At 46.2% G+C, this 26,851-nt stretch carries 25 protein-coding genes and 1 riboswitch; of the genes, 12 read left to right on the top strand and 13 right to left on the bottom strand.

The window, feature by feature from the left end:
• Positions 1–436: 436 nt before the first annotated feature.
• Positions 437–976 carry a CAP domain-containing protein gene (locus tag KIT90_RS11235; protein ID WP_285376711.1) on the bottom strand — a complete coding sequence of 180 codons (540 nt, stop codon included), beginning with the start codon at positions 974–976 and terminating at the stop codon, positions 437–439.
• A gap of 144 nt (positions 977–1,120) precedes the next feature.
• Positions 1,121–1,573 (bottom strand): GNAT family N-acetyltransferase, encoded by a 453-nt coding sequence (locus KIT90_RS11230; RefSeq protein WP_285376709.1) that lies wholly within the window; start codon positions 1,571–1,573, stop codon positions 1,121–1,123.
• A 225-nt stretch (positions 1,574–1,798) separates the two neighbouring features.
• Here KIT90_RS11230 and KIT90_RS11225 point away from each other — a divergent pair, with 225 nt between their 5' ends.
• Both KIT90_RS11225 and KIT90_RS11220 read left to right on the top strand, forming a co-directional pair.
• Entirely contained in the window at positions 1,799–2,560 is a 762-nt protein-coding gene (locus KIT90_RS11225) for a hypothetical protein (RefSeq protein ID WP_285376708.1), read from the top strand.
• Between the two features lie 372 nt (positions 2,561–2,932).
• Positions 2,933–3,628, top strand: coding sequence for a VC0807 family protein (locus KIT90_RS11220; protein WP_005434212.1), 696 nt, complete (start codon positions 2,933–2,935; stop codon positions 3,626–3,628).
• A 102-nt stretch (positions 3,629–3,730) separates the two neighbouring features.
• Here the strand turns inward: KIT90_RS11220 and KIT90_RS11215 are convergent, their stop codons facing one another.
• Positions 3,731–5,764 carry a TonB-dependent siderophore receptor gene (locus KIT90_RS11215; RefSeq protein ID WP_285376707.1) on the bottom strand — a complete coding sequence of 678 codons (2,034 nt, stop codon included), beginning with the start codon at positions 5,762–5,764 and terminating at the stop codon, positions 3,731–3,733.
• 275 nt (positions 5,765–6,039) lie between these two features.
• Between KIT90_RS11215 and KIT90_RS11210 the strand changes: the two genes are divergently transcribed.
• From KIT90_RS11210 to KIT90_RS11200, 3 genes are all read left to right on the top strand, one after another.
• Entirely contained in the window at positions 6,040–6,444 is a 405-nt protein-coding gene (locus KIT90_RS11210; RefSeq protein WP_045484323.1) for an AraC family transcriptional regulator, read from the top strand.
• A gap of 60 nt (positions 6,445–6,504) precedes the next feature.
• Entirely contained in the window at positions 6,505–6,894 is a 390-nt protein-coding gene (locus KIT90_RS11205) for a VOC family protein (protein WP_038895121.1), read from the top strand.
• Positions 6,895–7,082: 188 nt separating this feature from the next.
• On the top strand, positions 7,083–8,168 hold the full coding sequence (locus tag KIT90_RS11200) for a methyl-accepting chemotaxis protein (protein WP_208444793.1): 1,086 nt from the start codon (positions 7,083–7,085) through the stop codon (positions 8,166–8,168).
• Positions 8,169–8,243: 75 nt separating this feature from the next.
• Here the strand turns inward: KIT90_RS11200 and KIT90_RS11195 are convergent, their stop codons facing one another.
• Positions 8,244–9,170, bottom strand: coding sequence for a LysR substrate-binding domain-containing protein (locus KIT90_RS11195; RefSeq protein ID WP_285376706.1), 927 nt, complete (start codon positions 9,168–9,170; stop codon positions 8,244–8,246).
• A 114-nt stretch (positions 9,171–9,284) separates the two neighbouring features.
• Between KIT90_RS11195 and KIT90_RS11190 the strand changes: the two genes are divergently transcribed.
• The gene (locus KIT90_RS11190) at positions 9,285–10,598 is read left to right on the top strand and encodes a 6-phospho-beta-glucosidase (RefSeq protein ID WP_045415224.1); all 1,314 of its coding nucleotides are present in this window, start codon (positions 9,285–9,287) and stop codon (positions 10,596–10,598) included.
• Between the two features lie 90 nt (positions 10,599–10,688).
• Here KIT90_RS11190 and KIT90_RS11185 read toward each other — a convergent pair whose 3' ends face one another.
• Positions 10,689–11,699: a zinc-dependent alcohol dehydrogenase family protein gene (locus KIT90_RS11185; protein ID WP_285376705.1), complete on the bottom strand. Its 1,011-nt coding sequence runs from the start codon at positions 11,697–11,699 to the stop codon at positions 10,689–10,691.
• Between the two features lie 95 nt (positions 11,700–11,794).
• Positions 11,795–12,394 (bottom strand): LysE family translocator, encoded by a 600-nt coding sequence (locus KIT90_RS11180; protein WP_285376704.1) that lies wholly within the window; start codon positions 12,392–12,394, stop codon positions 11,795–11,797.
• A 121-nt stretch (positions 12,395–12,515) separates the two neighbouring features.
• Here KIT90_RS11180 and KIT90_RS11175 point away from each other — a divergent pair, with 121 nt between their 5' ends.
• Complete coding sequence (locus KIT90_RS11175) at positions 12,516–12,998, top strand: Lrp/AsnC family transcriptional regulator (RefSeq protein ID WP_061009015.1); 483 nt, start codon at positions 12,516–12,518, stop codon at positions 12,996–12,998.
• Positions 12,999–13,062: 64 nt separating this feature from the next.
• Here KIT90_RS11175 and KIT90_RS11170 read toward each other — a convergent pair whose 3' ends face one another.
• On the bottom strand, positions 13,063–15,222 hold the full coding sequence (locus KIT90_RS11170; protein ID WP_285376703.1) for an immunoglobulin-like domain-containing protein: 2,160 nt from the start codon (positions 15,220–15,222) through the stop codon (positions 13,063–13,065).
• Positions 15,223–15,279: 57 nt separating this feature from the next.
• Positions 15,280–15,359, bottom strand: a riboswitch (cyclic di-GMP riboswitch).
• A gap of 123 nt (positions 15,360–15,482) precedes the next feature.
• Positions 15,483–16,328, bottom strand: a complete 846-nt coding sequence (locus KIT90_RS11165) for a helix-turn-helix transcriptional regulator (protein ID WP_285376702.1) — start codon at positions 16,326–16,328, stop codon at positions 15,483–15,485.
• Between the two features lie 84 nt (positions 16,329–16,412).
• Between KIT90_RS11165 and KIT90_RS11160 the strand changes: the two genes are divergently transcribed.
• The 5 genes from KIT90_RS11160 (at position 16,413) to KIT90_RS11140 (ending at position 21,439) form a co-directional block, all read left to right on the top strand.
• Positions 16,413–16,655, top strand: a complete 243-nt coding sequence (locus tag KIT90_RS11160; protein ID WP_005429049.1) for a hypothetical protein — start codon at positions 16,413–16,415, stop codon at positions 16,653–16,655.
• Positions 16,656–16,710: 55 nt separating this feature from the next.
• Complete coding sequence (locus tag KIT90_RS11155; protein WP_285376700.1) at positions 16,711–17,403, top strand: MOSC domain-containing protein; 693 nt, start codon at positions 16,711–16,713, stop codon at positions 17,401–17,403.
• A gap of 233 nt (positions 17,404–17,636) precedes the next feature.
• Positions 17,637–18,647 (top strand): LacI family DNA-binding transcriptional regulator, encoded by a 1,011-nt coding sequence (locus tag KIT90_RS11150; protein WP_285376699.1) that lies wholly within the window; start codon positions 17,637–17,639, stop codon positions 18,645–18,647.
• 137 nt (positions 18,648–18,784) lie between these two features.
• Positions 18,785–20,260, top strand: coding sequence for a Na+/H+ antiporter NhaC (gene nhaC, locus KIT90_RS11145; protein ID WP_020195535.1), 1,476 nt, complete (start codon positions 18,785–18,787; stop codon positions 20,258–20,260).
• 12 nt (positions 20,261–20,272) lie between these two features.
• Positions 20,273–21,439 carry a MalY/PatB family protein gene (locus KIT90_RS11140; RefSeq protein WP_285376698.1) on the top strand — a complete coding sequence of 389 codons (1,167 nt, stop codon included), beginning with the start codon at positions 20,273–20,275 and terminating at the stop codon, positions 21,437–21,439.
• A 59-nt stretch (positions 21,440–21,498) separates the two neighbouring features.
• On the opposite strand, the gene KIT90_RS11135 is transcribed toward KIT90_RS11140, so the two are convergent.
• The 5 genes from KIT90_RS11135 to uxuA form a co-directional block, all read right to left on the bottom strand.
• A complete protein-coding gene (locus tag KIT90_RS11135) occupies positions 21,499–22,737 on the bottom strand; it encodes a DEAD/DEAH box helicase (RefSeq protein ID WP_285376697.1) in 1,239 nt (412 codons plus the stop codon).
• Between the two features lie 488 nt (positions 22,738–23,225).
• Entirely contained in the window at positions 23,226–23,786 is a 561-nt protein-coding gene (sigZ, locus tag KIT90_RS11130) for an RNA polymerase sigma factor SigZ (RefSeq protein WP_122069030.1), read from the bottom strand.
• A 75-nt stretch (positions 23,787–23,861) separates the two neighbouring features.
• A complete protein-coding gene (locus KIT90_RS11125; RefSeq protein WP_285376695.1) occupies positions 23,862–24,260 on the bottom strand; it encodes a rhodanese-like domain-containing protein in 399 nt (132 codons plus the stop codon).
• Positions 24,261–24,284: 24 nt separating this feature from the next.
• Positions 24,285–25,460, bottom strand: coding sequence for a MalY/PatB family protein (locus KIT90_RS11120; RefSeq protein WP_285376694.1), 1,176 nt, complete (start codon positions 25,458–25,460; stop codon positions 24,285–24,287).
• A gap of 190 nt (positions 25,461–25,650) precedes the next feature.
• A complete protein-coding gene (gene uxuA / locus KIT90_RS11115) occupies positions 25,651–26,838 on the bottom strand; it encodes a mannonate dehydratase (protein ID WP_285376693.1) in 1,188 nt (395 codons plus the stop codon).
• Positions 26,839–26,851 lie beyond the last annotated feature (13 nt).

The raw sequence follows: 26,851 nt of genomic DNA, 5'->3' as shown, positions 1-26,851 counted from the left end.
GATGTGAAAGCACTGAGCTAGCAGCAAAAAAATACCCTCCCCCTTGAGAACCACATCCAAATGCTTGGCAAACCATATCGAGAAAAGGGGGAGTTGGAGGGGGTTGCAAGCACATAACCCTACATTCAGCATCAAACCATCAACCCCGCCTAACCTCCCCTTGTATCAAACTCCGAAGCTCTCAACACTCCGAGCTCAAAGGGGAGGAACTGGTCCTGCAATCGCGGATAACTCAATTCACAATGCAAAATCACAACGCACTGAAAGTAGATTCTGAATACTCGCTTAGGCTCCTTCAGAATGACGATGGGAAAGCACTGAGCTAGCAGCAAAAAAATACCCTCCCCCTTGATAACCACATTCAAATGCTTGGCAAACCAAGTCGAGAAAAGGGAGAGTTGGAGGGGATTGCAAGCACCTTACCCAACGTTAAGCCTTAACGCTGCTTAGCGAACACTTGAGTCCAATAGTAGCGGTAGCTTGCTGACTGGTTTTCAACCATGGAGGCGCCCATATGATCGAAGTTGGCATTCATAATATTGAGGCAGTGGCCTTCACTTGATAGCCAAGAGTTCATCACGGCATTAATTGAGCTTTGCCCTGCTGCTACGTTCTCACCTAGTCGGCTCCAAGCATAGCCCGTCGCGTTGACTCGGCTTGAAAGCGTACTGCCATCCGAGCCTGTGTGACTCATAAAATCACTGTTTGCCATATCACTAGAGTGCCCGTAAGCGGCGCTTTCGAGATCGTAGCTCCAAGTCAGTGCGCCAACCGGTGGCATTGTTTTAGAGCCACATTGCTGAGTTTTAGATCGAGCATTGTTTACGGCGGCCAGCATCTGCTCGGCAAAAGTGGTTTCTGTCGGTGGTGTATCTGGGGATTGTGAGCCGCTGTCTGCAGGTGATGACGAGTCTCCATCGCCGCCACATGCGCTGAGAAGTAGCGCCAATGCTGGCACTAAGAACTTTGTTGGCATTGTCTGTCCTTATATTCATAACGAAAGGCAAAATACGCTTTCGATAACCAAGAGCAATAACCTAACAAAAATTCATTTGAGCGCCATATGGTGCAGAGTGTTTTGACCAAATACTCACGTGGCGTTTTCAATAGCCGAATCTGGCTACTTTGGGAGGTTCAATTCCATATCAATACGGTGCATATCCTTGCCCCACCCATCGGGAATGTAGTTCAGTTCTACGGCACTGTATTTGGCAAAAAACGGCGCAGACAAATGACTTGCAGCAATTTTGATTTGCGGGACGTTTAAGCGCTTAGCACGATCAATAGCTCGGCTCATAAACTCATGCCCTATCTTCATGCCTTGCGCTTTTGGTGAGATTAAAATCCAGTTCAAGCTATGAAATGCCTGTGTTTTACCACTCAAACCATAAGCACCAACGAGTTCGCCATTTAGAAAGCACACTTCATAACCTTGGGGATCACTATCAAGAAACTCCGCGTAATCTTCTCTTTCATTGATTGCAAAATATTTAGGGCAGTTTTCATCGAAGATGCGCAGGCAATCCTCTTTATCACTTGGTAAGAAGGATCTAAAACTTATGTTATTTGCCATGCGACTGCCTCTTTCGATTATGTATTTGGAGATGCTAACCGATCTGTGGGGCATTGGCCTTAACAAAAGTTAAAACCATCGTTCTGATGGGAGAGAGAAAGCGCCTCAATACGCCGACTAAACGCGCTTTTTGATAGTCAGAACGAGCCTTTTCATTGGCACGCATAACCGAAGCTCTAACGGCGTCTACACTCTTAGTCTTTGATTGTTTCAGTCGAGGCAACTATGGATGGAAGAAACCCAACAAGGCGAGACGGTAGACCACACACTTCTTCGGGCGGCGCGTATCAATCTCAGCATCCCGCAGTGCATCAGAGTACCAGTCAGCCTCGAAGAGAAGATACGATGTCCGCTCGCTTGACCAGACAAAGGCGAGCGCGAGCAGAAGAGCTTCGATTTACCGATGCAGACCAACAAAGGTGGGCAGCGAATCGAACAAGAGTAGACGCTGAAAGACGACGAACAGGTGCAGCCCAAGTGCCTGTGAGAAAAGTCGCTTCTCTTCATCTTGGCACTCGACGGGATCATCGAGATATTGTGGATATTGTCCCTACTTTTCAAAAAGATGGACGTCTTAGCCCAGATAGCGAAGCAGCTCTAAAAGGCATGATAGACAGCAGTAGAGATTACGTCTTGTCGTTAACGGGGCACTCATCCTCTAGCCCTATCCCCAACCAGAAAACCTACACTAAACACGATGTAGCAACCAACACCGTTAGTGGTGGTTTTAATACCTCCGGCGCGATAGAACACGCTTGCCAAATCATCACCTCAAAAGGCTCAAAGGTGGTCGGTTTGGTGTCTGGTCATTGCCATGGAAAATCCAGAAGCCTTGCCATGATGAAACAAGGCGCCCTAAAAGCAGGCGTTTTATTGGATGACGAATACACGTTTGCCACTCCCAAGAGCATTACAGCAGGGGAAACTCGCGAACAGGCTCTCAAGTTAGTGGTTAAGCTTAATAAGTTACGAAGGGAGCGGCGGTGATGTAATGTGGTCTTTCAACCTGCCGATGTCATGACGAACAAATAAATACGCATCACCTGAATAAGGCGCGACATCAAAGATGAGGTTGTAACCCAATTCAATATAGTGCGATGAGAATGTGCTTTTTAGTACTTGGTGAACACTGCCAAATTTAGCGTCTTAAGCGAACACGACTTTTGAGATCGCAATGCAGCACATTTTTGCCCACCACTCGTAAATAAGAACAGAGATCCCCATATATGTGGATAATTGGGCGTTCATTTCATAAGTCGTTACACAACTCGGGGCTTTAGGGCTTTACATCTGGCGCAATGAGATGAACACTTCCCACCAAAGTAAAATCGCAGCCGACATAGTAGAGTCAGTAAAATTATGAGTAACACGACGGCGAAAAAGTCGAATCCATTATTCGAGATCCTGTTTAACGTCATCATTCCTTCATTCATTTTGATGAAGTTCAGTGGTGAAGAGCACCTAGGTACAGCATTGGCACTGGTTGTCGCTTTGATGTTCCCTTTGGTGTACGGCGGTATGGATCTTATCCGTAACAAGAAGTTTAACTTCATCTCTGCACTGGGCTTTATCAGCGTGCTCTTAACCGGTGGTATTGGCTTGTTAGAGCTAGACACGCGCTGGTTGGCATTGAAAGAAGCCTTAATCCCAGGTTTGATTGGTCTTGCTGTGTTGGGCTCAACCTTCACTCGCTACCCGCTTATGCAGAAGATGCTGTTGAATGACACCATTTTGAACCTGCCGCTGATTAACGAGCGTCTGGCTCAGAATGGCAAAACACAAGCGTTTGACCGCTGCCTAATGTCTTCAAACTACATGTTCGCAAGTACATTCGCATTCTCTTCAGCGATGAACTACTTCCTTGCAACGTGGATTGTAACCAGCCCAGCAGGTACAGCAGCGTTCAATGAAGAGTTGGGTAAACTGACGCTGTACAGCTACCCAATGATTGCAATCCCGAGCATGTTGATGATGTTTGGTATTTTCTACTACATCTGGCGCCAAGTTCGCGCAATGACGTCGCTAGAGACTGAGCAGATTTTCCATACCAAATAATGCTCGTTTCGCTTTGATAGGCAAAGTGAGATAAAAAGAACCCCGATAGTTGATGACCAATTATCGGGTTTTTGTTTTTTGGACTGATTGAGTTAAGCGTGATTAGAAGCTGTAAGCCACAGACGCTTTAAAGTTACGACCTACTTCGTAGCTGGTGTACTTCACTGAACCCCAAGAGATACCAAAGCCTGTATGCTCTGCGTATAGCTTGTTGAACACGTTATCAACCGCTAGGTTAACTGATAGGTCTTTCGCGAAATTTGGTACGTACACAGCCCATAGGTTATGTGTTGCGAAACCAGGACGTTCCACTTTCTCGCCATCTTCGTCTGTGTAGTCGTTACCCGGAACGAAGCGTGAATCCCAACCGAACACCACTTCACTGGTTACGTCGTATTTGAAGCCCGCCTTGATGTTGTGAATACCCGTCTTGTTCATGTGGCTCGTCTTGCCGCTTTCTAGACTGGTTTGCTCACCATCAGAGTATGAGTGGTTTGCGTACAGGTCGAAATCTTCAATGCTGTAAGTAAATACGGTTTCTACACCCCAAACTTCTACATCATTTTGGTTAGCCAAGGTTCTGTTGTTCTTGGTTGGATGCATTTGGTTATCCAGATCGTACTGGTATGCAGTGAAGCCAAGAATCGCATTCTCCGCCATCAACAAACCAGACATGTCGTAATCGAAGCCCGCTTCGTAGTTGTTACCTGTCATGGCTTTGGTGTCTGCCTGAGTTACGTCAGCCGCCGCTTTCATAGTCAGTGTTTCAGGTAGTGAAGCGCCTTTGAATAGACGACCGTAACCAACACGCAGTCTTAGGTTATCTGTGGTTTGGTATTCACCTTGGAACTTAGGCGACAGCTGGTCGTATTTACCTTTAAATACACCGCCTAGCTCATGCACGTCATAACGAAGACCGGTAACAAAACGGAAGTCATTTATCTCGAATGCGTCTTGAGCGTAGATGCCGTAAGCCGTTACTGTACCGCCGTCGATGTCGTAGTTCTTCGTCTCACCGAGTTTCGAGCCCGACGTGTAATGACCAAGGCCAGAATCAACCCACTGCTCTGATTTGTAACCCTCGAAGCCGTAAGTCAACTCATGCTCGCCAACCCAAGAGATGTTGCGGATATCACCACCAATTGTCGTCACGTTGTACTCACGAGAAGGAATTGATAGGTCACCGTCTTTAGTGAATTCCCAAGCGCCATTCACTTGGTTCCAATCACCGTACTCTTCAGTTAGCGCATCACGATCCATGTACTGACGGTTGTAGTATAGGTTCGTCTTTAGGTTCACTAAGTCACTGCCATTGTCGTAGCGATGCATGAACGTCACAGTATCTCGGTTAATCGAGTGGTAGTTGTGTTCATCATGTGCGTACAGTGCACCCGCCTTCTCACCCGATAGCTGACGTTTACCACCGTCTTGGTACGTGTCGTAAGACAGTTTGAATTCGTTCGCGTCGTTTGGTACGAACACCACTTTCACCAAGCCAGACTTCAGCTTACCTTGCTTAGAAGTCACATCATCTTTACCCGGAATGTACAACTCACCGTCATCTGAGTAGTTCGCAATACCCATCAGTTGGAGTTCATCGTTCAGTTTCGCGTAAACCGCAACGTTCGTCGTGAAGCGTTCGTAAGCCGTTTGATACCCCGTTTTAACGCGAGCACCGATGCTTTCGTCTTCTGCAAGGAGGTCACTGGGATCTTTCGTTTCGTAGCTGAATGAGCCGTTAATCGCACCCGCACCTGACAGTACCGAGTTACCGCCTAGGGTAATTTCAGCAGATTTAAGCATGGCTGGGTCAAAGGTCTGGTCGCCAGAGTGGTGGAATAACTGACCTTCTTGGCGTGCACCATCAATGGTGACAACCGAGTATTTGTCTTCCATACCGCGAATGTAAACCTTGCGCGAGTAACGTGCGTTACCGTCAACCGTGACACTCGGCATGGTGTTCAGGATGTCTTTAATATCAGACGCTTGTTTTTGTTCTAATGTCTCTGAGTTGATTTCAGTTTGAACAAGTTGATCAAGAGCAGAACCGACAACGACGATGTTTTCGTCAGAAGCGTGAGCAGCAAAAGAGGCAATCGCAAAGGTGATGGCTGCGGAAAGTGACTTCAGTTTCATAATACTACTTATATTTTATAAACAATAACGAGGGAGCGCAGCATAATACATGAACTTAATGATAATTAATCTCATTTACATTCTTTACGTTAATGAGTGATTCCTTTTTAATCAGATCGAGCAAGTCATCATCAAGTAATCCTCATTTAGGAAGGAGATTGGGGTGAGGTATGAAAGGTATTTCGTCCAAGGTCGAGCACTTAACTCACTCGTTTGTCCAATCTTGCCGAAGCAGTGTTAGACTCAATACGATGCTTTCAGAATGTGGAAATACGATGTCATCTCACCCAAAAACCTTCTATGAACAAGAAATTGATCGCATATACAGCGAGATGCCGTTGAGTCCAAAGCAGTTTCTCCTGATCAGGCAATCGAAAGCGTTTATGGAAAAGCATCACTCAGAAAACATCGAATTAAGCGACTTAGCCAAAGCCGCCTTTATGTCGCGCTTCCACTATGTGCGGATTTTCAAACAGATGTATGGCGTGACGCCACGAAGCTATTTGAGAGATATGCGGATTAAGAAAGCCAAAGCGTTACTCAAGGAAGGTCACTCAATCACAGATACTTGTTTTTGGGTTGGTTATGAGAGCTTAACCACGTTTTCGAGTGTCTTTAGAAAGAGCACGGGTTACTCACCTAAAGCGTTTCAAAAAATGCATAAAAGCAATCTAGAATAAGTTTTTGAGCCTCACTTTCAGTATCTTTTCCTCATCCAAATCCAGCAAAGGTAAATACCCGTGATCAGAATTTCCCTAACCAGCGTACCTGTGGACGATCAGGACAAAGCCCTAGATTTCTACACCAATGTTCTTGGCTTCATCAAAAAAACCGAAGTACCAATCGGTGAACATAAATGGCTCACCGTCGTCTCTCCGCAAGAGCAATCGGGTGTGGAGCTATTGCTAGAACCGATGGCATTTGGTCCAGCAAAAGTGTATCAAGCCTCCCTAAAAGAAGCGGGTATTCCGTGGACTTCTTTCGCTGTCGATGATCTCAATGGTGAGTATGAAAGACTGACTGCGCTTGGCGTACAGTTCTCTATTGAGCCAAGAGAAGCGGGCACTGTGATGATTGCCGTGCTTGATGATACTTGCGGAAACTACATCCAACTGATGCAAGAGCTCTAAAGCTATAACAACTAAGTGTAAGTAGGCAGAGGCTGTCAGATCTTTCTTAAGATTTGAAGCCTCTGCTTGGTTATAACCTTACATAAAAAGTGTGATTCGACCGAGCAAAGATATGAAAGTCATCGTGTATTCGATACTCAACTCGATTAACATGGATTTTTTAACATTCTGTAATATTTATAAAACCTATGTTTGGATTAAAACGAATCAAAGCAGAAAACGAGGCGCTAAAGCAAGAGTTAGCAGACCTTAAGCAGAAGTATCAAACCGACGTTGCCGTTCTAGAAAATCAGCTCCAAGAAACTCAACAACTTGTTGGCTCAGCACAACAAGATCACCACAACTGTGATGAGTTAATGTCGAGTAGCTTAAAAGGGGGCGATATGCTCCAGACCATTCGAACTGAAATGGTCGAAAGTGCTCAGTCTATGGCGAATGAAAACCAAGAATTGCAACAGCTTGATGAAATGTTTAAGCAGACGCATCAGGCCTTAGCACGACTTGATAACAGAGCTGTAAAAATCAGCACTCAAGCCTCACAAAGCATTGAATCTGTTCAAATATTAGATAACACCGCCACTTCTATTTCCCACCTTGTATCTACTATTCAAGAGATATCAGACCAAACCAACTTGCTCGCTCTCAATGCCGCCATTGAGGCCGCACGAGCTGGTGAAGCTGGACGTGGATTTGCCGTGGTCGCAGACGAAGTCAGAACACTTGCGGGTAAGGCGAGCGAAGCCAGTGAGAAAATTGATTCGTTGGTTAACCAAGTGCTCACGCAAGTCAGCGCAATTAAAAACTCCATCGATGAAAACCAAACTTGCGCGGAAGAAGTATCTGCCTCTTCGGCTCAAATTGGCACCATCGTGAATGAAGTGGTGGTGAAGTCAGAACACATGAAGCAAGTGATTCACATTGCTTCAACGCGTGCCTTCTTAGATACGGTCAAACTCGACCACGCGATCTGGAAAAACAACGTCTACCGCCTACTACAAAGCGGTGCATTCGGTGAAACAGTGAATAGCCACTCAGAGTGTCGTTTAGGCCAGTGGTACTACCGTGGCGATGGCAAGGCTTACAGCCACCTAAGAAGCTATGCGTTACTTGAAGAACCACACAAAGGCGTGCATGACAGCGGACGTGAAGCAATGAGCCAAGCCAAATCTGGCAACATGGCCGGCATGGTGACCGCAATTAACGCGATGGAAGACGCCAGCGAACAAGTAGTCGTTCAGATAGACCGTTTGATGGAAGAGATTATCGCGAGTTAATTTCAAGACTTGTTCCTCCTCCCTTCTCATCGAATGAATGAAGGGAGGAAGTTGGCCTTACCTCCCTATCATCCCTTATCCATTCTTTGACAATTGCGTCTCAAGCCATTCAATAAATGCAGCATTCTTTGGTCTGTGTTGCTGCCCGTTTAAACAGATCAAATCGTAGCCTCGCTCTGCACTTACGCGCTCAAAAGGTGCCACTAGCTCACCGTTTTCTAAGCTGCTTTTCACTAAAGATTCACGGGCGATCCCCAACCCCATTCCGTTCTTAGCCGCTGTCATTGCCATATCGGCGTGATTGAACAAGTAAGTTCTGTCCATCACATTAAATGTGTTGAGTAGCGGGTTAGATTGTTTGTCCAACCACATCGCCCATTCTTGATTGGGTTCACTCGCTTCTAGTGATTCAGAACAATGAATAAAAGTCACGCCGGCCAACTGCTCAAGCAATGGTGCTGGCCCTGTAAAATGGTCGTTAAAGTATTTGGGGCTACAAACCGGCAACAGCACTTCATCAAATAAACGCTGATGGTAAAAACCTGGATGTTCGCTATCGCTGTAGTAAATTGCGATATCGACGGGCTCATGCTGAAAGTCCAAACGGCTCGCTTTCACCCTCAGTTTTATATTGAGATGCGGATACAAACGTTGGAAATCTGGCAACCTTGGCAAAAGCCAACTCTGGGCGAACGTCGGCGCTGCTCCAATATATAACTCACCGCGCAGTTCATTGAACTTGATGTCTTCGAGCTCAGAGAAAATAACGTCGAACGATTGGTTTAATGCATGCAGTAATCGCTCGCCTTCTTTAGTCAGTTCTAATCGTCTCGTCATACGCACAAACAAACTGAAGCCCAGTTGCTCTTCTAACGATTTGATTCGCTGGCTCACCGCCCCTTGGGTAATGAATAGCTCTTCCGCTGCTTTGGTAAAGCTAAGAAACTTACCTGCAATCGCAAAAGTGTACATATTGGAGAGCATCTGCTGCTTTCTGTCCATCACTCAACCTTTTATAAATTAGCTGTACTAATCCATAGCAAGATTTTTTTGGTTTGTGAAGCTCATAAGGATGTTTTTTAATCAAAATGTCTTATCCATAACGAGAACATGACGATGAAAAAGAATCTTAAAATTACCATCATTGGCGCAGGCTCTAGCTACACACCAGAGCTGATCGAAGGTCTGATCAAACGCAATCATGAACTGCCAATCGGCGAGCTGTGGTTGGTTGATATTGAAGATGGCGCAGAAAAAGTCAGCATCATTGGCGATTTAACACGTCGCATGTTGGCTAAAAACGACATGTCGCATATTGATGTGCACGTCACTTTGGATCGCAAACCTGCTTTGAAAGACGCAGACTTTGTATGTTCTCAATTTCGCGCTGGCTGCTTGGAAGGTCGAATCCGTGATGAACGTATCTCACTGAAGTACGGCATGATCGGTCAGGAGACCAATGGGTTAGGCGGTTTTGCCAATGCCTGTCGCACCATTCCTATCGCGCTAGAAATCTGTAAAGAGATGGAAGTGTTGTGTCCAGATGCTTGGTTGCTAAACTTTACCAACCCATCAGGCATGGTGACAGAAGCGATTCTCAAACACACCAAAGTGAAAGCGGTCGGTTTATGTAACGTGCCAGTGATCATGCAAAAAGGCATCGCCCAAATGCTAGGTGCTAACGAGCAAGAGTTTGTACTGCAAGTTGCGGGTTTGAACCACTTTATCTGGGCACGCCAGATCCTGCACGAAGGTCGTGACAAACTGCAAGAAGTGGTCGAAGAGATCCTATCCGGCAACGATCCTTTGGTGCCACAAAATATTCCTCCATTCGACTGGCCACAAGAGTTACTGCGTAATATGGGGATGATCCCGTGTGCTTACCTGCGCTATTACTACACCAGCGAAGACATCATGAGCCAAGAGATTGAAGAAGCGAATGGCGAAGGCACACGCGGTGAAGTGGTCAAAGCTATGGAGAAACGACTGTTCGATATCTACCGCAATCCAGAACTCAACGAGAAACCAAAAGAGCTCGAAAAGCGTGGTGGTCAATACTACTCAGAAGCTGCCTGCGAACTGATGAGCTCTATCTACAACGATAAGCGCACCATCATGCACGTAAACACCCGTAACAACGGTGCCATTGCAGGTTTACCTGATGATTGCGCGGTAGAGGTCAGCTGCATGATCACAAAATCGGGACCTGTGGCTTTAAACGTCGCGCCATTCCCAAGCGATACGCTGCGCTTGATTCAATTGATGAAAGACTTTGAATCACTCACGGTAGAAGCGGCTGTCACTGGCGACCGCAATGCAGCGCATCGAGCATTGATTTTGAACCCGTTAGTAACCACCGGGACGATCCTAGAAAAGGCTCTAGAAGAGACAATTGAAGCCAACCTCGACTACATGCCACAGTTCCGTTAATCCTAACGAGAACGCAAAAGGGATGGTGAATACCATCCCTTTTTTGTTCTTCAATATACCCAAGTCACCTCAGGAGCTTGAATATCCTCACTACATGGTCAGTATAATTTTGCCGTGCAACGTGACCGCCTCATCTTCTATCAGCTCGAAGGCGCGCTGGAACTGTTCCAATGGAAGGTAGCGATCCACATCGAGTTGTATCTGGTGTTCCATAAAGTGTTCTAGCATCTCAGCAAAGATTTGCTTACGAACGGTCTTACCAACTGACTCTTCCCAATAGCGCAAAAAGAACGTACTGAAATTGATGTTGTTCTGCTTCATATAAGCAAAAAAAGCAAGTTCATAAGAGGTAAGTGAAAGCGTTCCGTAATTGATGTATGTTCCCGAATTACGCAAAACTTGGATGAGTTCTGTTCCCACTTTGCCGCCAATGGCATCGAATGCGACATTGGGTTGAGGCAGCTCTCGGGCATCGATTTGAGATTGCAGATCTTGCTTGCTATCTAACACTGCAATGGCGTCGTATGGATAACGCTCTGGCGCGGAGCTTATTGCAATTAAAGTAAATCCAAGTGAATGCGACAACTGAGCGAAGATCTTACCAATCGCAGAATTGCCCGCGTTGATGATCACCACATCCTCTTCGCACAACTTGGCAACGTGAGTGGTGATCACCCAAGCCGTTAGCGCATTGATATACAACTGGCAAGCGTAGCCATTCTCAAGCTCTTTCGGCACTGCAAAGACATTCTCCGCAGGTGCATCGACATAGCTTTGCCAAGTCCCGCTTTGTGCCACCAGCACCTTTTGCCCAATGTGAAATTCGGTTTGATGCTGATCGTTTATCTCAACCACACGCCCCACCGCTTCAAAGCCGGGGACTCGCGGCGGTACATGGGTACGACGATACTGCCCTACTCCCTGAATCGACAATCGGTCACTTGGATTAATGTTTGTGGCTTCGATTTGCACACGAACTTTACCCAAAGCCAGTGGCTCTAGCTCAACATGCTCCAACACCAACGATTCACTTGGCAAACCAAAGCTCCGTTGATTAACGCAAGTGTTGGTCTTGGTCGAACTGGTCTTGGTTAAGCTCATCTGGATACCACTGAATTGCTAGAGAGAGTATGGCGCACCATAGGGAAACGGGTATATAACGTTTTCTCGGCGCGCGCGTCAAATTGGATAAGAGCCTAAACGGGCTGACTCAACATAAACACCACTACTAAAGCGAGGCTGCTGCCCATGCATCGGTTTACCCACACTACCTTTTGTGGTGACTGAATAAAGCGATTCAATACTGTGCCAAAGTACGCCCACGCAAACATCCCCAACACACCAGTTCCCACCATCACACTTATGATGATCACCACTTGAGTCATGTAATCATTGTTTGGCGAGATAAATTGAGAGAACACCGTCAGCGACGCAACCCAACTTTTCGGATTTAGAATTTGCACCCAAACCCCAGATAAAAAGCCGGACTTTTTCGCATTCGAATCATTGTCGAGTTCCATCGTGGCAATCGACCATGCGAGATACAACAGGTACGCCGCACCAATCCACTTTAATGCCGTGTACAAATCAGGGTAAAGGGTAAACAAACTGACAAGCCCCACACTTGCACCAACCAACATGATGATCACCCCAACTGCGTTGCCCAATACAAACGGCACGGTCGCAGAAAACCCATATCGGCTTGAAATACCTAACAGCGCGACGTTACCAGCTCCCGGCGTTAAAGAAATAGAAACGGCAAACAACAAAAATGCCGCCAACAATTGAGCACTCATGCACTCTCTCCCAAAAAGTAATCAACGAATATGGGAAACAGTCTAACGATTTGGGTAGAAAGAAAATTGCTATCTGCGCTACGATAAAGGTTAATTTGGGCAGACTATTTCTAAAACAATTATGAAAAAGAAAGAATCCACCAATTTTGAATTGGATAGTACCGATTTCGCCATTCTTGACCATATTCAGAAAGATGGTCGCATGAGTAATTCCAAGCTCGCAGAGACCGTTAACCTGAGTGAAACGCCCTGCTGGCGACGCTGGAAAAAGATGGAAGAGGAAGGTTACATTGAGGGTTACGCGGCGAAGTTGAACCGCAAAAAGCTCGGCTTCCAAGTCTCTGGTTTTACGCTAGTGACATTAGGCAGTCATGAAGTGGAAAACACCACGCCTTTTGAAGACTTCGTAGCTGAAACCGATTGGATCTTAATGTGTCACTGCATTGCAGGCAGCGCAGATTACATGGTGCAAGTGGTGGCGAGAGACTTAGACGAATACTTTGACCACATCAGTACAATTCGCCGCGTAAAAGGCATCAGCGCCATTCAATCCAACGTCTCCGTTAAGGAAATCAAGAGTACCTTCCAATTGCCGCTAGAGTAATTCTTTCAATCTAAAGCACAAGCCAGCGATCTCACGCTGGCTATAAATAAAACTTAAATTGAGTTTAGTCATCTCCCCAGTAAACAGAGTCTACTCTGGAGCTGCCCTCTATGCCATCATCACCACCAACAAGATAAATGCGGCCTTTATAAATGAATGTATCTCGATATGCATAGTTAAGGACATCAAAGTAGCGTATTTGCCATGTATCTAGCTCTGTGTCGTAACGCATTATTACTTGATAGCCATAGTCAAACGACTCAGTTTTCGATACATATATGTATTTTCCTGATGTAACCGCAGTATGTTTATCACGGTTTAAAGGATGATATGTACCTAAAGAGATCCATGAGTCACTCTGTGTATTGTAGCTTGAGTATTCAAAATTACTGTAGTTACCACCAAAAACATAAAGGGTATCTCCAATAACAGCGGTAGCAGAATCATAGCGCTCAACATTAGCAGAAGCTAAAGTTTTCCACTCTCGTTCTTCAAGATCATAACTGTATGCCGAGCGGGTAACATTTCCATGTTCATTGAATCCCCCAACCATATAGATTTTGTTTTCGATTACCTGAAGTTGCGAGCTCCAGTCAAGAGCCTCAGGGGCAGACGAAACAAATTCGAATGTGAGCAACTCTTTATTTAAACGCCGCAATATGCCACCAGCAAAATAGTACATCTCACCATTGTGAGCAATACTGTCTCCTAGGAAAGAATACGGAGCAAATACATTTTCAACGTATGCGATATTCTGCTCTTTTGTTAGGTCATACTTCACTACTTTTTGACCGTTCGTTACGTAAAGTATGTCATCGAATACCGCAGAGCTTGTGTCGAGAAAATCAGTGTTTAAAGGCACGTGTTGAATTGGTTGAGAGCTCCCGTCTTCCAGCTTAATATCGACTAACGTCACTAACTCCTGCTCTTCATTTAGAACTTCAATACTGATGATTTCTTGGCCTTCAAAAACGGCATCATCAAAAATTGTAAGCTCGATGTAACCGCTCGATTCCATCGTGGGGTTAAACGTGCGATCTAAAGTAAAGTCAAAACGATCAGCGGTTGATTGCGCTGATACCTTAAACGTCAAACTACGAGAGGTATTTTGCTCTTCAACGAAATCGAACCAGAAGCGATGGGTGTACTCATTTTCGTACAATGTTAAGTCACTATCCCTAAAAGTAATGTCATATGACTTCTCTACAACGATTACCTCGCGTGTGGCCTCACCAAAGTTCCCTGCTGTATCATAAACAGAATAATCCACATAATAAGTTCCTGCTAAAGTGTGGTCGACTATTCCTGATGAAACAACTTCATTTGTAAGGTCACCGTCCAAGTTATCCAAGGCTGTTGCGCCTTGCTCCTCATAAATGTCACCGACAAAGAGCATGATATTACTTTCACCATTTAGGTTAATAACGGGCGCTTCAAGATCCTTAACAACGACTTCTCGCGTAGTGCTAGATTCATTCCCTGAAGCATCTATTGCAGAGTATGACACTTCATAACTACCCACAGTGTTAACATCTACACTCCCATTAACGGCAATTTCAACCATATCGTCAGCATTATCCGTAACGGTTGCTCCCGGATCATTAAAGTTGCTACCCAAGGCAACCTCGAGGGGGTTGTCTCCTTGCAAAATTAAAACTGGCGCCTCACGATCCACGACATTGATAGTTCGAACGACCGTAGCACTATTAGCTCTGCTGTCTTGTGCAAAGTAAGCCACTTCGTAACGACCGAGTTGATTGGTATCCACAAAGCCAGAAATAGTAACCTCGACAGGTCCATCAACATTGTCCATCGCTGTTGCACCAAGGTCAGAAAAGTCTGTACCGAAAGCAACATCAATTGGATTTTCACCTTGCAGCGTGACAATCGGAGCAGTGCTATCGACAACTTCAACTGTTCTAACCACGGTCGAGCTGTTGTTACTACTATCTTGGGCAAAGTAAACAATTTCATAACTACCAAGTTGATTGGTGTCTACAACACCAGTAATTGAGACATCAACTTCACCATCCACATCATCGATGGCAAGGGCTCCAGGCTCGCTATAGGTATTTTGATACTCGACATACGTAGTGGCATTGCCTAATAACGTTATCGAAGGAGGATTAGTATCGGGTGGGGGTGGGTTGTCATCAGATCCTCCTCCTCCGCAAGCAGACAACAAGAATGGCAAGGTAAATGCCGCGATTAGCCGATTTGACATTGTTCACACTCCAAGTGATAAAGCTCACGCCCTTATTGATGGGCGTATCCATTGATATAATGCAACCCGGCTATCTCGCACCTTTAAGACCCGTGGTTTTCCGTCCTCACTTCACAGTAAGTTTGGCTTTGATTTCATACTGTAAATCCGATGTGAATCATAACCTTATGAAATGATACTTTCATTTATCATATGATGTATTTTTCGTTAATGGTCTCGCAAAATGCTGATTTTATGAGTTAATGCTGGTTCTATATCAACTAACAGTATTTCGAACTAAGGAGAGACAGAGTCCCCCGTCGACCATTAACGCGAAACTGCTGTGGGGTGACATCAAAATAGGCTTTAAACGCTTTGATGTAGGAAGAGTCGTTTTGATACCCCACTTGATCGGCAATGCTTTGGATAGAAAGCTCTTCGTCCAGCAAAGAGAGCGAATAAATCAGCCGAATTTGTTGTCGCCAAAGTTGGAACGAGGTGTTGAACTCTTTGGAGAACAAGCGCGACAAAGTTCGTTCGGATGCACCTACTGTCTCTCCCCACTGTTTGAGTGACCAATCCAATGCTGGCGTGTCGGTCAACGCTTCAAATATCAACTTTAAACGCCTGTCTTCAGGCAGCAATAACTGAAAGGTCTGCACGTTATCTTTCATGATTTGATCGTGCAGTACGCCTAGCAAGCGCGATACTTCCTCATCACTGACGAACCCTTCGCATTGACGACGTATTTCCTGTAGCAGCTCGTTCAAGAAAGGAGTGAGAGTGATGGTTCTAACTTGATGCTCGTACTCAGTACCAAACTCAGGGTTCAGATAGATACCGACAAATGTCGTATGGCTTAGCGCGATGGATTCATGTTGAATACCCGCAGGTACAAACAGCGCAGAGGTATGGGGCACAAGGTGTTGATAGTGATCGGTTTTGGTTTGTAACAACCCTTTGATAGGGAAGATGACTTGATGCCACGTGTGTTGGTGCAGCGCATCAATGTAACCTTTGGGCATGTCGATGGTCTTAACCAAAGCGGGAGAGTGAGGATTGGCAGCCATCATCTCATTCGAGGTCATGACACCGGAGTGAGAATCGATTTGGCGGGTTGGCATCATTAACTGTCCTTACATCCCTACTCTGACACAAGTTCACTAGGCTATCATGCTCGGCAAAGTGAATGAAGCCGTGAGGTGCGACGTATGCGATATCAAGTTGAAATATCCAAAGAAAACCAACTCTTATTCAAAGTCGATATTGATAACATCAACCAAGACAAGTGCGAAGCATCGCTTGAAACCGTGTTAACCAAGTTTCCTAAAGCGGAAGGTTATCAACGTCATGTGTTGGTTTCAGATAGCGAAACGCGTTACTTAAAAAGCACAGAAAAGCGTATTGAAGTGCTGGCAGCGATTCCGGTATTCAAGTCACTGGGCGAGCGATAACGTGGTCTTGTTTCACGCTGTATGGCGAATCAGTTTTAGGCGATAAGGAAAGAATATGAAGAAGTTAGGCGTAGTTAACAACGTATTAGCAGGTAAAACCGTTGCCTTTGCACATGGTGCGAGAAGTGCGATTAACAAACAGGTTCTGCCGCAGCGTCAGCACGCAACAGAACTGGGTTTTACCAATGATGAACAAGGCGATCCGCGCTTTCATGGTGGGATTCAAAAAGCCCTTCATATTTACCCAAGTGAGCACTATCCCGTTTGGCAGCAAGAGTTGGGCGACAAAGCGATTTTCCAATCAGCTGGCGCGTTCGGTGAGAACTTAAGCTCAAGCGGCGTAACAGAAGCGTCCATTTGCCTGAAAGATAAAATCCGCATCGGCTCAACCTTGTTAGAAGTATCCCAAGGGCGCATGCCTTGCTGGAAACTCAACGTGCGCTTCAAGCAAAACGACATGGCGAGAAGACTGCAAGACACGCTTCGAACAGGCTGGTACTTCCGAGTACTACAAGAGGGCGATATCGGTGCAGGTGACGAAATTATTCTGTGTGAAAGACCTTACCCAGACTGGTCATTGGCTCGCATCATGGGCGCAGTATTTACTGGTTGCCTAGATAAAACGGAGCTAAGCCAACTGGCGGAGCTTCCATTGGTTGAATCTTGGGGCAAGCTTGTTGAACGCCGCCTAGAAACCGGTGAAGTCGAAGATTGGGAAATGCGTTTGGTTGGCCCGACTGCGGGTTAATTCCCTTTCTGACTCCTCTAAAGTGACCAAATTTATAAGCCACACACCTGATATCGTCAGGTTCGTGGCTTTTTTGTTTCTCCTATCTTGTTGAATTAATAAACAAGATAGGAGCGCTTTTTTCTAAAGCTCTATCCTTTGAGCTTACTAACATAACCAACGATAAATAGCCGCTACACTCAGCCACGTTTCATCTTCCTTTGTTTATCCTGTTACCCTCTTGGAGAAATCTAGTGGCAACCATGAAAGACGTCGCGGACATGGCTGGCGTATCTACGGCAACAGTCTCGCGTGTTATCAATCGCACCAGTTATGTTGAACCAGTAACGCAAGAGCGAGTCGAACGCGCCATTAAAGAGCTCAACTATCGCCGAGATGCGCGAGCAACAGCGCTAGCAAACCGCAGCAATAACACGCTAGGTTTACTCACTGGGAACTTGGCTGACCCTTTTTTCGCCTTGATCGCCAAAAGCGTAGAAGAAGTGGCCCGTGCCAATGGTTGTCAGTTGGTCGTAGTCAGTGGTGGGCACAATGCGCAACGAGAAAAAGAAGGGCTCGACTTTCTCATCAGTCAGGGCTGTGAGGCGATGGTCGTACACTCAAAGATGCTCGATGACACCACGCTGATGCAATACGCTGCACAGCTTCCGGCGATGGTGTTACTCAACCGCACCATTGCACAAATCTCCAATCGTTCTGTCTGGGTAGACAACCGAGTCGGTGCGCGCAAATCGGTCGAATATTTGATTCAGCAAGGTCATCGCAAGATCGCCTGTGTCACCAGTGATTTGCCCATTGAAGATCGAACCGACCGCCTTGAAGGTTACCGAGACGCAATGAATGCAGCCAATTTAGCTATTCCAACGGGTTGGGTAATCAACCAAAACTTCAGCGAGTCTGGAGGAGAACAAGCAGGTCGCCAGCTTATTCAATCCTGTCCAGGAGTCACTGCGGTGGTGACGTTTAACGACGTAATGGCAGCTGGCTTAATGGCAAGTTTGCATGAGCAGGGTTTGTCGGTCCCAGATGATATCTCCGTGGTTGGATTTGATGATGTGTTGCTTGCTCGCTACCTTTATCCACGATTGACCACCATGCATAACCCGATTGATGAAATGTCGACTTATGCAGCGAAACTGGCGCTAAATTTGAGTAAAGATGGTTATTCTCCACCGAACTTACATCAATTCGAAGCAAGCTTAGTCTGCCGTCAAACCGTCAAAGCAATAAAAAAGATCGGATAAAAATGTGATGAATCTTACATTCGCACACCTCATGTAAGCGCTTACATGAAAACAACACACCGCTCTCATTTTGCCTATTATGTGACCGTTACTATCCATTCCGAACAAACCCTACATCGATCCTGAGGATAAATAACATGACAAATTCTAAGCCTCTGCCGTCGTTCGGATTAGCACTCGCCCCTATTGCGGTGATGTTTGCACTTCTAGCTGTCGGATACGGAATACTCGGACTTCGCATTGAAGTTCTGTTGCTGATTTCAGCTGCCTTTACTGGTCTTATCGCGTGGAAGATCGGTTACAACTGGGATGACATCATTAACGCCATCGTAGAAAAGCTGGCGAAGGCGATGCCAGTTATTCTGATTTTGGTCTCGGTTGGTGGTTTGATTGCCAGCTGGATGGTCAGCGGCACAATCCCTTACATGGTTTACTGGGGACTAAAAGTCATCAGCCCTGAATACATTCTTATCGCCGCTTTCTTTGTAACCAGTGTCGTTTCCGTATGCACGGGGACGTCTTGGGGCTCTGCAGGTACTGTTGGTGTCGCACTAATGGGCGTGGCAGCAGGTCTTGACGTCTCGCTCGCAGCTGCGGCTGGTGCAGTGGTATCTGGCGCGTACTTTGGTGACAAAATCTCACCGCTATCAGATTCAACCAACTTCGCGCCTGTCGTTTCAGGCACCACCTTGTACGAACACATTCAACACATGCTTTACACCACTCTGCCGGGCTTTGTGATTGCGTCTGTCGTCTTCTTCTTTGCGGGTCAAAGCGCTGATATCGCGAACATTCACGAGCCAGAGAAAGTTGTTCAAATCATCTCGGGCTTAGATAATCTCTACAACTTCAACATTCTACTTCTTATCCCGCCAGTGATGATCCTATGGGGCGCGTTAACTAAGAAGCCAGTTCTGCCATTAATGCTTGGCGCATCGGCTATCGCGATTGTTTTAGGCATGTTTTTCCAAGACTTCACACTAAAACAAGGCTTCCAAGCTTACGTAGACGGCTTCAACCTAGCCATGTTTGAGGCAAATGGTCACAGCGTAAATGGCTTAGTGCCAGATATCGCCAAGCTGCTTAACCGTGGCGGTCTGTTCTCAATGATGAGCACGATTTTGTTGGTATTCTGTGCCTTTGCCTTCGCTGGTATTTTGAGCCTAACTGGCGCTCTAAACGTGGTGCTAGGCAAATTCCTACATGCGATTCACACCACAGGTCAGCTGATTGCTTCGACCGTTGTGGCAACCATCACTGTGGTTTTCACCACTTCTGACGGCAAGCTAGCGCTGTTGATTCCGGGTGAGTTGTTCCAAAACGCTTACCGCAAAATGGGCTTAGATACTAAGAATCTGTCTCGAACCATCGAAGATGCCGGCACCATCATCGAGCCACTTGTTCCTTGGACAGCGGCGGGTATCTACATGGCAGGTACGCTAGGCGTGGCAACGTTGGATTACCTACCATGGGCGATTCAATGTTACACCGGCGTGATCTTCGCTCTGATTTATGGCTTCACTGGCTTTGGTATCGCAAAAGCCAAGCCAGAACAAAACGAACAACAGATTGCTGAAGAGCATTCAAATACACCAGCAGTAGAAACAAAATAAGGTAAGTCATTGATGAACGCTTTCGACCAAATTCTGAACCGCAAGGAAAGTGGCTCTGTTAAATGGGACTTTATGCAGCAAAAGCTGGGATTGGCTGGGACGGATTTACTCCCGATGTGGGTATCCGATTACGATTTTAAAGCGCCACAAGTGGTGCTAGACGCACTACAACAGCGTGTGGATCATGGGATTTTTGGTTACGCAGAACGCGATGATGCGTACTACCAAGCCACTATCGATTGGTATCAAAACCAACATGCTACCCACGTTGAGCGTGACTGGATCACTACGGTACATGGCGTACTTCCTGGGCTCGCGATCGCATTACAAATGCTCACCGAAAAAGGCGATGGCATCGTAATGCAAAGTCCGGGATATGGCTCCTTCCGTAAGATCATTGAATTCAACGATCGTGTTGTCGTCGAGAACCCACTGACGGAAACCAACGGCGACTATCAACTCGACTTTGATCATCTCGAAACCTGCTTTGCTAATGGCGCAAAAGCAATGATCTTCTGCAATCCACATAACCCAACGGGGCGAGTTTGGTCTGAAAGCGAAATCACAAAGGTTGCCGAACTGTGTGAGCAATACCAAATTTGGCTACTGAGTGATGAAATATGGGGCGATTTAGTGGTTGGCGATGCGCAGTACTACTCGGCTTTGCGTCTTCCACAAAATCTCACAAAACGTCTGATCGTGGCTACGGCTGCAAGCAAGACGTTTGGCTTGTCTTCACTGCGAATCTCTAACTTTATGATTCCAGATGAATCACTCCGAGCACAGTTTACTCGCAGGCTAGATGCGCATGGCATGGACGTGTTCAATAGCCTATCGATGAGTGCCGCGACTATTGCTTATCAAGAGTGCTCCGATTGGTTGGTGGACTTAAAAGACTATCTGCGAGCTAATATCGCCAAACTTGAGCTGTTTGTAGAAACGGAACTGCCTGCAGTGAAATTTGTCGCCCCACAAGCAGGCTATTTGGCTTGGCTAGATTGTCGTGCGCTTAAATTGACCGACGCCGAGCTGGAACAAAAATTTGTCTCGGCTGGACTTGTGCCAAGTATTGGCATTGCGTTCGGTAAAGAAGGCTCAGGCTTCGTTCGCCTTAACTTAGGTTGCCCAACTGGCACACTGGATGAAGCCTTGGTAAGAATCAAACATGCGCTAAGCTAACTTTACAAACGACAGATAAAACAAAGCCACGCATCTCTCATTGAAGCGTGGCTTTTTGTTTATTTAGCTTTAGGTGCTTGGCGTTTCGGCTTGCCTTGGAACTGCTTAATGCTCTTTTTGGCATTGGTTCGGCGATTGGCTTTTTTATCGCGTGGGGCGCGTTTGCTTTCGCCTGTTGAAGGCTTATCCGTTACTGGGAAACCCTCAAGATCTTGCGTTGGCAATTCACGTTGCGTCAGGTTACGGATCGCGGTAAGCGCTTCGGCTTCGCTATGGCAGACCAGCGACATTGCAACACCTTGCTCGCCTGCACGGGCTGTACGTCCTACTCGGTGAACATAAGTCTCTGCGTGCATTGGCAACTCAAAGTTAATCACCACCGGCAGTTGCTCGATGTGAATACCGCGCGCCAATAGATCAGTAGCGATCAACACCTGTGTTTGCCCAGATTTAAACTGCGCCAGCGCTTCTTCTCGCTCTGCTTGGCTCTTATTGCCGTGCAACGCATTGGTTGCGATACCCGCTTTGTTCAACTTCTTAGCCAAACCATCAGCGTTCTCTTTCGCGCCAATAAATACCAATGCCTGCGCCCATGCATTTTGCTTGATCAGTTCAATCAAGGCTTTGGTTTTGCTGCCTTTGTTGACGAGATACAGCGTCTCAGCAATATCTTGATTGGTGCTGTTTTCTTGATGCGCTGCTACCTGTTTTGGCGCATGCATCAGCTGCTTGGCTTTGCCCTTCAACTCATCTGAAAACGTTGCTGAGAACATTGCGGTTTGACGCTGGTTTGAAACCTGCCCTGCAATATTTTGCACGTCAGGCCAAAAGCCCATATCCAACAAGCGATCCGCTTCATCCAACACTAGGTAATGGATATTACTCAACTCCAACCCGTTGTTCGCCAGATCAACTAAACGACCTGTTGTCGCCACAAGAATTTGAGGGTTTGCCGCAAGTGCTTGTAGTTGCGCCTCTTTATCAACGCCACCACACAAACACACTGCGTTGAGACCAACAGATTGACCAACTTGGTTAATCGCCTCGCTCACTTGTGTCGCCAGTTCGCGTGTAGGTACTAGAATCAGCGCTTTTTGCTCTGGATTTACACTTAGTTTTTCCAACAAAGGCAAACCATACGCAAGGGTTTTACCACTGCCTGTATTTGCCAATGCCAACACATCTTTACCACTGAGTAGCTCAGGAATAGCCAAAGCCTGAATATCAGTTGGCTTCTTGAAATCTTTTGGCAGTGCGTGAATCAGCTCAGAACTCAAAGAGAGAGTAGAAAATGGCATTAGCTTAACCTTGTGCGTTTGGTTGAAGAGGCAGTACAACAATATAGATGCAGTAAATCGCAGGCGCGGACTTTACCACAATCCAGTAGACGAACAATCCCATTTTAGAAGAGGAAGTCTGCAAACGTCGTTGGTTATTAATGCCTCAAGCAAAAACAGCGATTAGATTGCCACTTGGTAGGTACCACGAATAGGGTAATCATTTTCCGGGTTACGGATAAACGCCAAGCGACATTCTCTTAAGGCGTACCCGGTTCGATAGTATCGCCACTTCACGTCGCTTGAGATAAAACGGGCGCGACACAGGTTGGAGTGGAGAGCATTGCTGCCCTCACATGCCGCGCCCTAATCAAGAGACCGGACTTATCATCGAATGTATTCGTTACCTTGTTCGAATTAATACGTTCAGTAACCACAACTTTTAAAAATGTGAACGCAGAGCCAAAACTCTGCGCTTTTACATTGTAAATCGAACGGATATCTTGGCTTTATGCCACTTCAGCACTGTGCATTTGAGCCATGTGAAGACACTGCGGTTCTGGCGAGAAATCAACGATACCTCCTCGACCTGCTTCAACATTGCAGTACTCAACTAACAAGGCTTTGAGCTTAACTCGACCGCGTTGAATTCGGCTTTTCGTTGCAGAAAGCGAGAGTCCCAACTGGTCTGCGACCGTTTGTTGAGGTAAGCCATCAAGTTCAGACAGAATCATGGCTTGGCGATATTTCTCCGGCAGACACTCAAACATTGGGCGCAAACAATGCCCCATGGTTTGAAGATTCTCCAGCTCAATCGGCATTTCCTCTTCAACCTGATTGTCTATCAGCTCTTCATAACTTTGGTGCGTACGATAGTGATCCATGATAGCGTTGTGCGTGATGCGATATAACCAACTTTTGATTTTGCTTCGCGCTTCTAACTGATCGATCTTTTGACTCGCCTTGATGTACACCTCTTGCAAAATGTCATCGGCTAAATCTGGATCACTGGTCTGTTTGACAATGTAGTTTTTGAGCTGCTCTTTGTGTGCCAACCACTCTGCTAACATGCGACGGTCTCTATACATAAAATAATAATTCGATATTAATCGAAATATAAGCCGTATGGCAAGTTGACCTATACATTATGACTCAGACTCAACCGCGCCATCTGCTTTCACCCATTCAGCAAAACCACCAGCAAGGTTGAGCACAGGCCCAAGCCCCATGTCAGCGGCTTGTTTTGCCGCATAGAGGGAACGAAGTCCATGCGCACAGTAAAAGACGTACGTTTTATCTTGAGCAAAAACTGGGTTGTGCACTGGGCATTGTGGATCAATCAAAAACTCCAACATGCCTCTTGGACAGGTAAATGCCCCCGGGATCACGCCAAGTTTGCGCCTTTCATCGGCTTCTCGTACATCCACGAATACGTAACCTTCGTCTGCAAACAGCGCTTTGGCATCCTCAATAGAGAGGTCTGCCACACTCAAGCGCGCTTCTTCTACTAGGGCTTTGATGCCTTTAGTGATGGTTTGTGTCATCGTTTTATTCTCCTACCACTTCACTTACTTACGTTTATCGACAGCGGCTTTAAGCAGCTCAAACGAGGTTTGAATTTGCTCTAAAGAACAAGCGAAGTTCATGCGGTAGTAGTTTTCATTTGGTTCACCAAACCAAGTACCTGGCGTCAGCGCCATTTTAGCTTCTTCTGTCAGCAAGGTTTTTAACTGAGAAGATTCCAATTCTAAACCAGAAAAATTCAACCAAATTTGATTGGTTCCTTGTGGCAGGAATGCTTTCACCTGTGGCAAGTTGTGCTCAATAAACTCAACAATCCAGTTACGATTGTTTTGCGTGTAAGCATGAAAACCTTCAAACCACTCTTTACCTTGTTGGTAAGCCGCAATGGTCGCGTAGGTGGTAAACGCATTGCCATGATCGATAGAGAGTGAAGCCGACGTCGCTTTGATTTTCTCGAAAAGTGCTTGGTTATCGCTGTAAATGTAACCGTTAGAGATGCTGTTCAAACCAAAATTTTTCGCCGGAGAGCCAATGATCGTCAGGCTGTTTTCATAACCTAATGAAGTCATACTGGTAAAGGTGGAACCTTCAAATACGATGTCGGCATGCACTTCATCGCTGATGATCATCACCTTGTATTTCTCAGCTAACGCTACCATGCGCTCTAGCTCTGCTTTGGTCCAAACGCGCCCCACTGGGTTATGAGGGTTGCACAGCAAAATCATTTGCACTTCACCACTTTTCAACTGATTTTCAAGCAACTCAAAGTCCATCACGTAGTGGTCATTTTCAATTTTCATTGTGTTGCCCACAACGGTTCGGCCAGCTGACTCAATCAAACGTCGGAACTGATGATAAACCGGAGTCTGGATCAGAACGCCCTCACCTTCTTTGGTGAATTCGCGGATAAGCAACGCAATGGCACTCAGTACGCCCGGCACTTGAACAAAGTTATCAGTGCTAAGTTCAAGACCATGCAAATCCTTATTCCAATCAGCAATGGACTGAAAAACCGTCTTGCTATCAAACTCATATGAGAAGGTTTCACGGCTGACAAGTTGCTGCATCGCTTGCGAAATAGGCGATGCAATAGGAAAGTCCATATCAGCAATCCAATACGGCACAACTTGGTCTGTTCCGTACACTTGGTTGAGCATTTGGCTATCATGCTTGATGAATTTGTCTTTAATATCTGAGCGCGTTGGCTGTGGCTTGAACATGGAATTCTCCGGTCGAAATCGTTTTTACACAGATAAGACGACTGTGGTTAGAAAAAGACGCAAAATATTTTCAGGTATTCATCTGACAGAGTATCGCAGATACTTTTTATGGATAATATTCAAGAAATTAAGAATGAAAAAACGCAGAGCCTAGACTCTGCGTTTTGTTAGATGGGTTTACGGTTTTTACTTACTTGGTATAGAAAGCGCGTTTTAGTGCCATCTCTAGACCACGCACTTCAGCAAGACCTTTCAAGCGACCGATGGCTGAGTAGCCTGGGTTGGTCTTCTTCTTCAAATCATCCAGCATTTGGTGACCATGGTCAGGACGCATTGGGATCAAACGGTGATCACCCACTTCTGCGCGGCGTTGTTCTTCATCCAGAATCGCCATCACCACGTTGTACATATCCACATCACCATCTAGGTGAGCTGCTTCGTGGAACGTCATCGGGTTGCTTTCTTCACGCTTGGTTGAACGCAAGTGAGTGAAGTAAACGCGGTCGCCATGCTTTTTGATCATCTTAACTAGGTCGTTGTCACCGCGCACACCGTAAGAACCGGTACACATGGTTAAACCGTTCATCTTGCTTGGTACTTTTTCGGTTAACCAGTCGATGTCTTCGATGGTCGAAACGATGCGCGGCAAACCAAGAATTGGACGCGGTGGATCATCTGGGTGCACCGCCAATTTTAAGCCATGCGCTTCACACACTGGCATTAACTCCGCTAAGAAGTACGCCATGTGCTCACGCAGTTTGTCTTTACTGATACCAGCGTAGCGGTCCAATTGAGCTTGGAACTCTTCTAACGTGTAACCTTCTTCAGCACCCGGCAAACCAGCGATGATGTTGCTTGTCAGTTGTTCGATTTGCTCTGCCGTCATGTTGTTGAAGTACTCAAGCGCTTGAGCTTGCTCAGCTTCGGTGTAATCCGCTTCTGCGCCCGGGCGTTTAAGAATGTGCAGCTCAAATGCCGCAAATGCGATTTGGTCAAAGCGTAGCGCTCGAGAACCATCTGGCATTTCAAATTCAAGGTCTGTACGTGTCCAGTCGAGTACTGGCATAAAGTTGTAGCAGACCGTATCTACGCCGCACTCAGCAAGGTTACGCAGCGTTTGTTTGTAGTTGTCGATCCATTGTTGGAAGTTGCCCGTCTGAGTTTTGATTTCTTCGTGAACAGGAACACTTTCAACCACCGACCACGTTAAGCCTTTCTCTTCGATGATGGCTTTACGTTTTAAAATCTCTTCTTTCGACCACACTTCACCGTTTGGAATGTGGTGTAAGGCATTCACGATGCCTGTTGCGCCAGCTTGACGAATATCGTCTAGCGACACTGGGTCATTCGGACCGTACCAACGCCAAGTTTGTTCCATGACACTCACCTTT

The organism is Vibrio sp. B172a (assembly GCF_030248355.1).
Taxonomy (GTDB): domain Bacteria; phylum Pseudomonadota; class Gammaproteobacteria; order Enterobacterales; family Vibrionaceae; genus Vibrio; species Vibrio owensii.
The sequence above is the reverse complement of the archived record's forward strand: the minus strand, read 5'-3'. Positions and strand labels throughout refer to the sequence as shown.

Coding starts and splice junctions, on each gene's coding strand:
- KIT90_RS11235 (WP_285376711.1), bottom strand. CDS start 976: ATGCCAACAAAGTTCTTAGTGCCAGCATTGGCGCTACTTCTCAGCGCA.
- KIT90_RS11230 (WP_285376709.1), bottom strand. CDS start 1,573: ATGGCAAATAACATAAGTTTTAGATCCTTCTTACCAAGTGATAAAGAG.
- KIT90_RS11225 (WP_285376708.1), top strand. CDS start 1,799: ATGGATGGAAGAAACCCAACAAGGCGAGACGGTAGACCACACACTTCT.
- KIT90_RS11220 (WP_005434212.1), top strand. CDS start 2,933: ATGAGTAACACGACGGCGAAAAAGTCGAATCCATTATTCGAGATCCTG.
- KIT90_RS11215 (WP_285376707.1), bottom strand. CDS start 5,764: ATGAAACTGAAGTCACTTTCCGCAGCCATCACCTTTGCGATTGCCTCT.
- KIT90_RS11210 (WP_045484323.1), top strand. CDS start 6,040: ATGTCATCTCACCCAAAAACCTTCTATGAACAAGAAATTGATCGCATA.
- KIT90_RS11200 (WP_208444793.1), top strand. CDS start 7,083: ATGTTTGGATTAAAACGAATCAAAGCAGAAAACGAGGCGCTAAAGCAA.
- KIT90_RS11195 (WP_285376706.1), bottom strand. CDS start 9,170: ATGGACAGAAAGCAGCAGATGCTCTCCAATATGTACACTTTTGCGATT.
- KIT90_RS11190 (WP_045415224.1), top strand. CDS start 9,285: ATGAAAAAGAATCTTAAAATTACCATCATTGGCGCAGGCTCTAGCTAC.
- KIT90_RS11185 (WP_285376705.1), bottom strand. CDS start 11,699: ATGAGCTTAACCAAGACCAGTTCGACCAAGACCAACACTTGCGTTAAT.
- KIT90_RS11180 (WP_285376704.1), bottom strand. CDS start 12,394: ATGAGTGCTCAATTGTTGGCGGCATTTTTGTTGTTTGCCGTTTCTATT.
- KIT90_RS11175 (WP_061009015.1), top strand. CDS start 12,516: ATGAAAAAGAAAGAATCCACCAATTTTGAATTGGATAGTACCGATTTC.
- KIT90_RS11170 (WP_285376703.1), bottom strand. CDS start 15,222: ATGTCAAATCGGCTAATCGCGGCATTTACCTTGCCATTCTTGTTGTCT.
- KIT90_RS11165 (WP_285376702.1), bottom strand. CDS start 16,328: ATGATGCCAACCCGCCAAATCGATTCTCACTCCGGTGTCATGACCTCG.
- KIT90_RS11160 (WP_005429049.1), top strand. CDS start 16,413: ATGCGATATCAAGTTGAAATATCCAAAGAAAACCAACTCTTATTCAAA.
- KIT90_RS11155 (WP_285376700.1), top strand. CDS start 16,711: ATGAAGAAGTTAGGCGTAGTTAACAACGTATTAGCAGGTAAAACCGTT.
- nhaC (WP_020195535.1), top strand. CDS start 18,785: ATGACAAATTCTAAGCCTCTGCCGTCGTTCGGATTAGCACTCGCCCCT.
- KIT90_RS11140 (WP_285376698.1), top strand. CDS start 20,273: ATGAACGCTTTCGACCAAATTCTGAACCGCAAGGAAAGTGGCTCTGTT.
- KIT90_RS11135 (WP_285376697.1), bottom strand. CDS start 22,737: ATGCCATTTTCTACTCTCTCTTTGAGTTCTGAGCTGATTCACGCACTG.
- sigZ (WP_122069030.1), bottom strand. CDS start 23,786: ATGTTAGCAGAGTGGTTGGCACACAAAGAGCAGCTCAAAAACTACATT.
- KIT90_RS11125 (WP_285376695.1), bottom strand. CDS start 24,260: ATGACACAAACCATCACTAAAGGCATCAAAGCCCTAGTAGAAGAAGCG.
- KIT90_RS11120 (WP_285376694.1), bottom strand. CDS start 25,460: ATGTTCAAGCCACAGCCAACGCGCTCAGATATTAAAGACAAATTCATC.
- uxuA (WP_285376693.1), bottom strand. CDS start 26,838: ATGGAACAAACTTGGCGTTGGTACGGTCCGAATGACCCAGTGTCGCTA.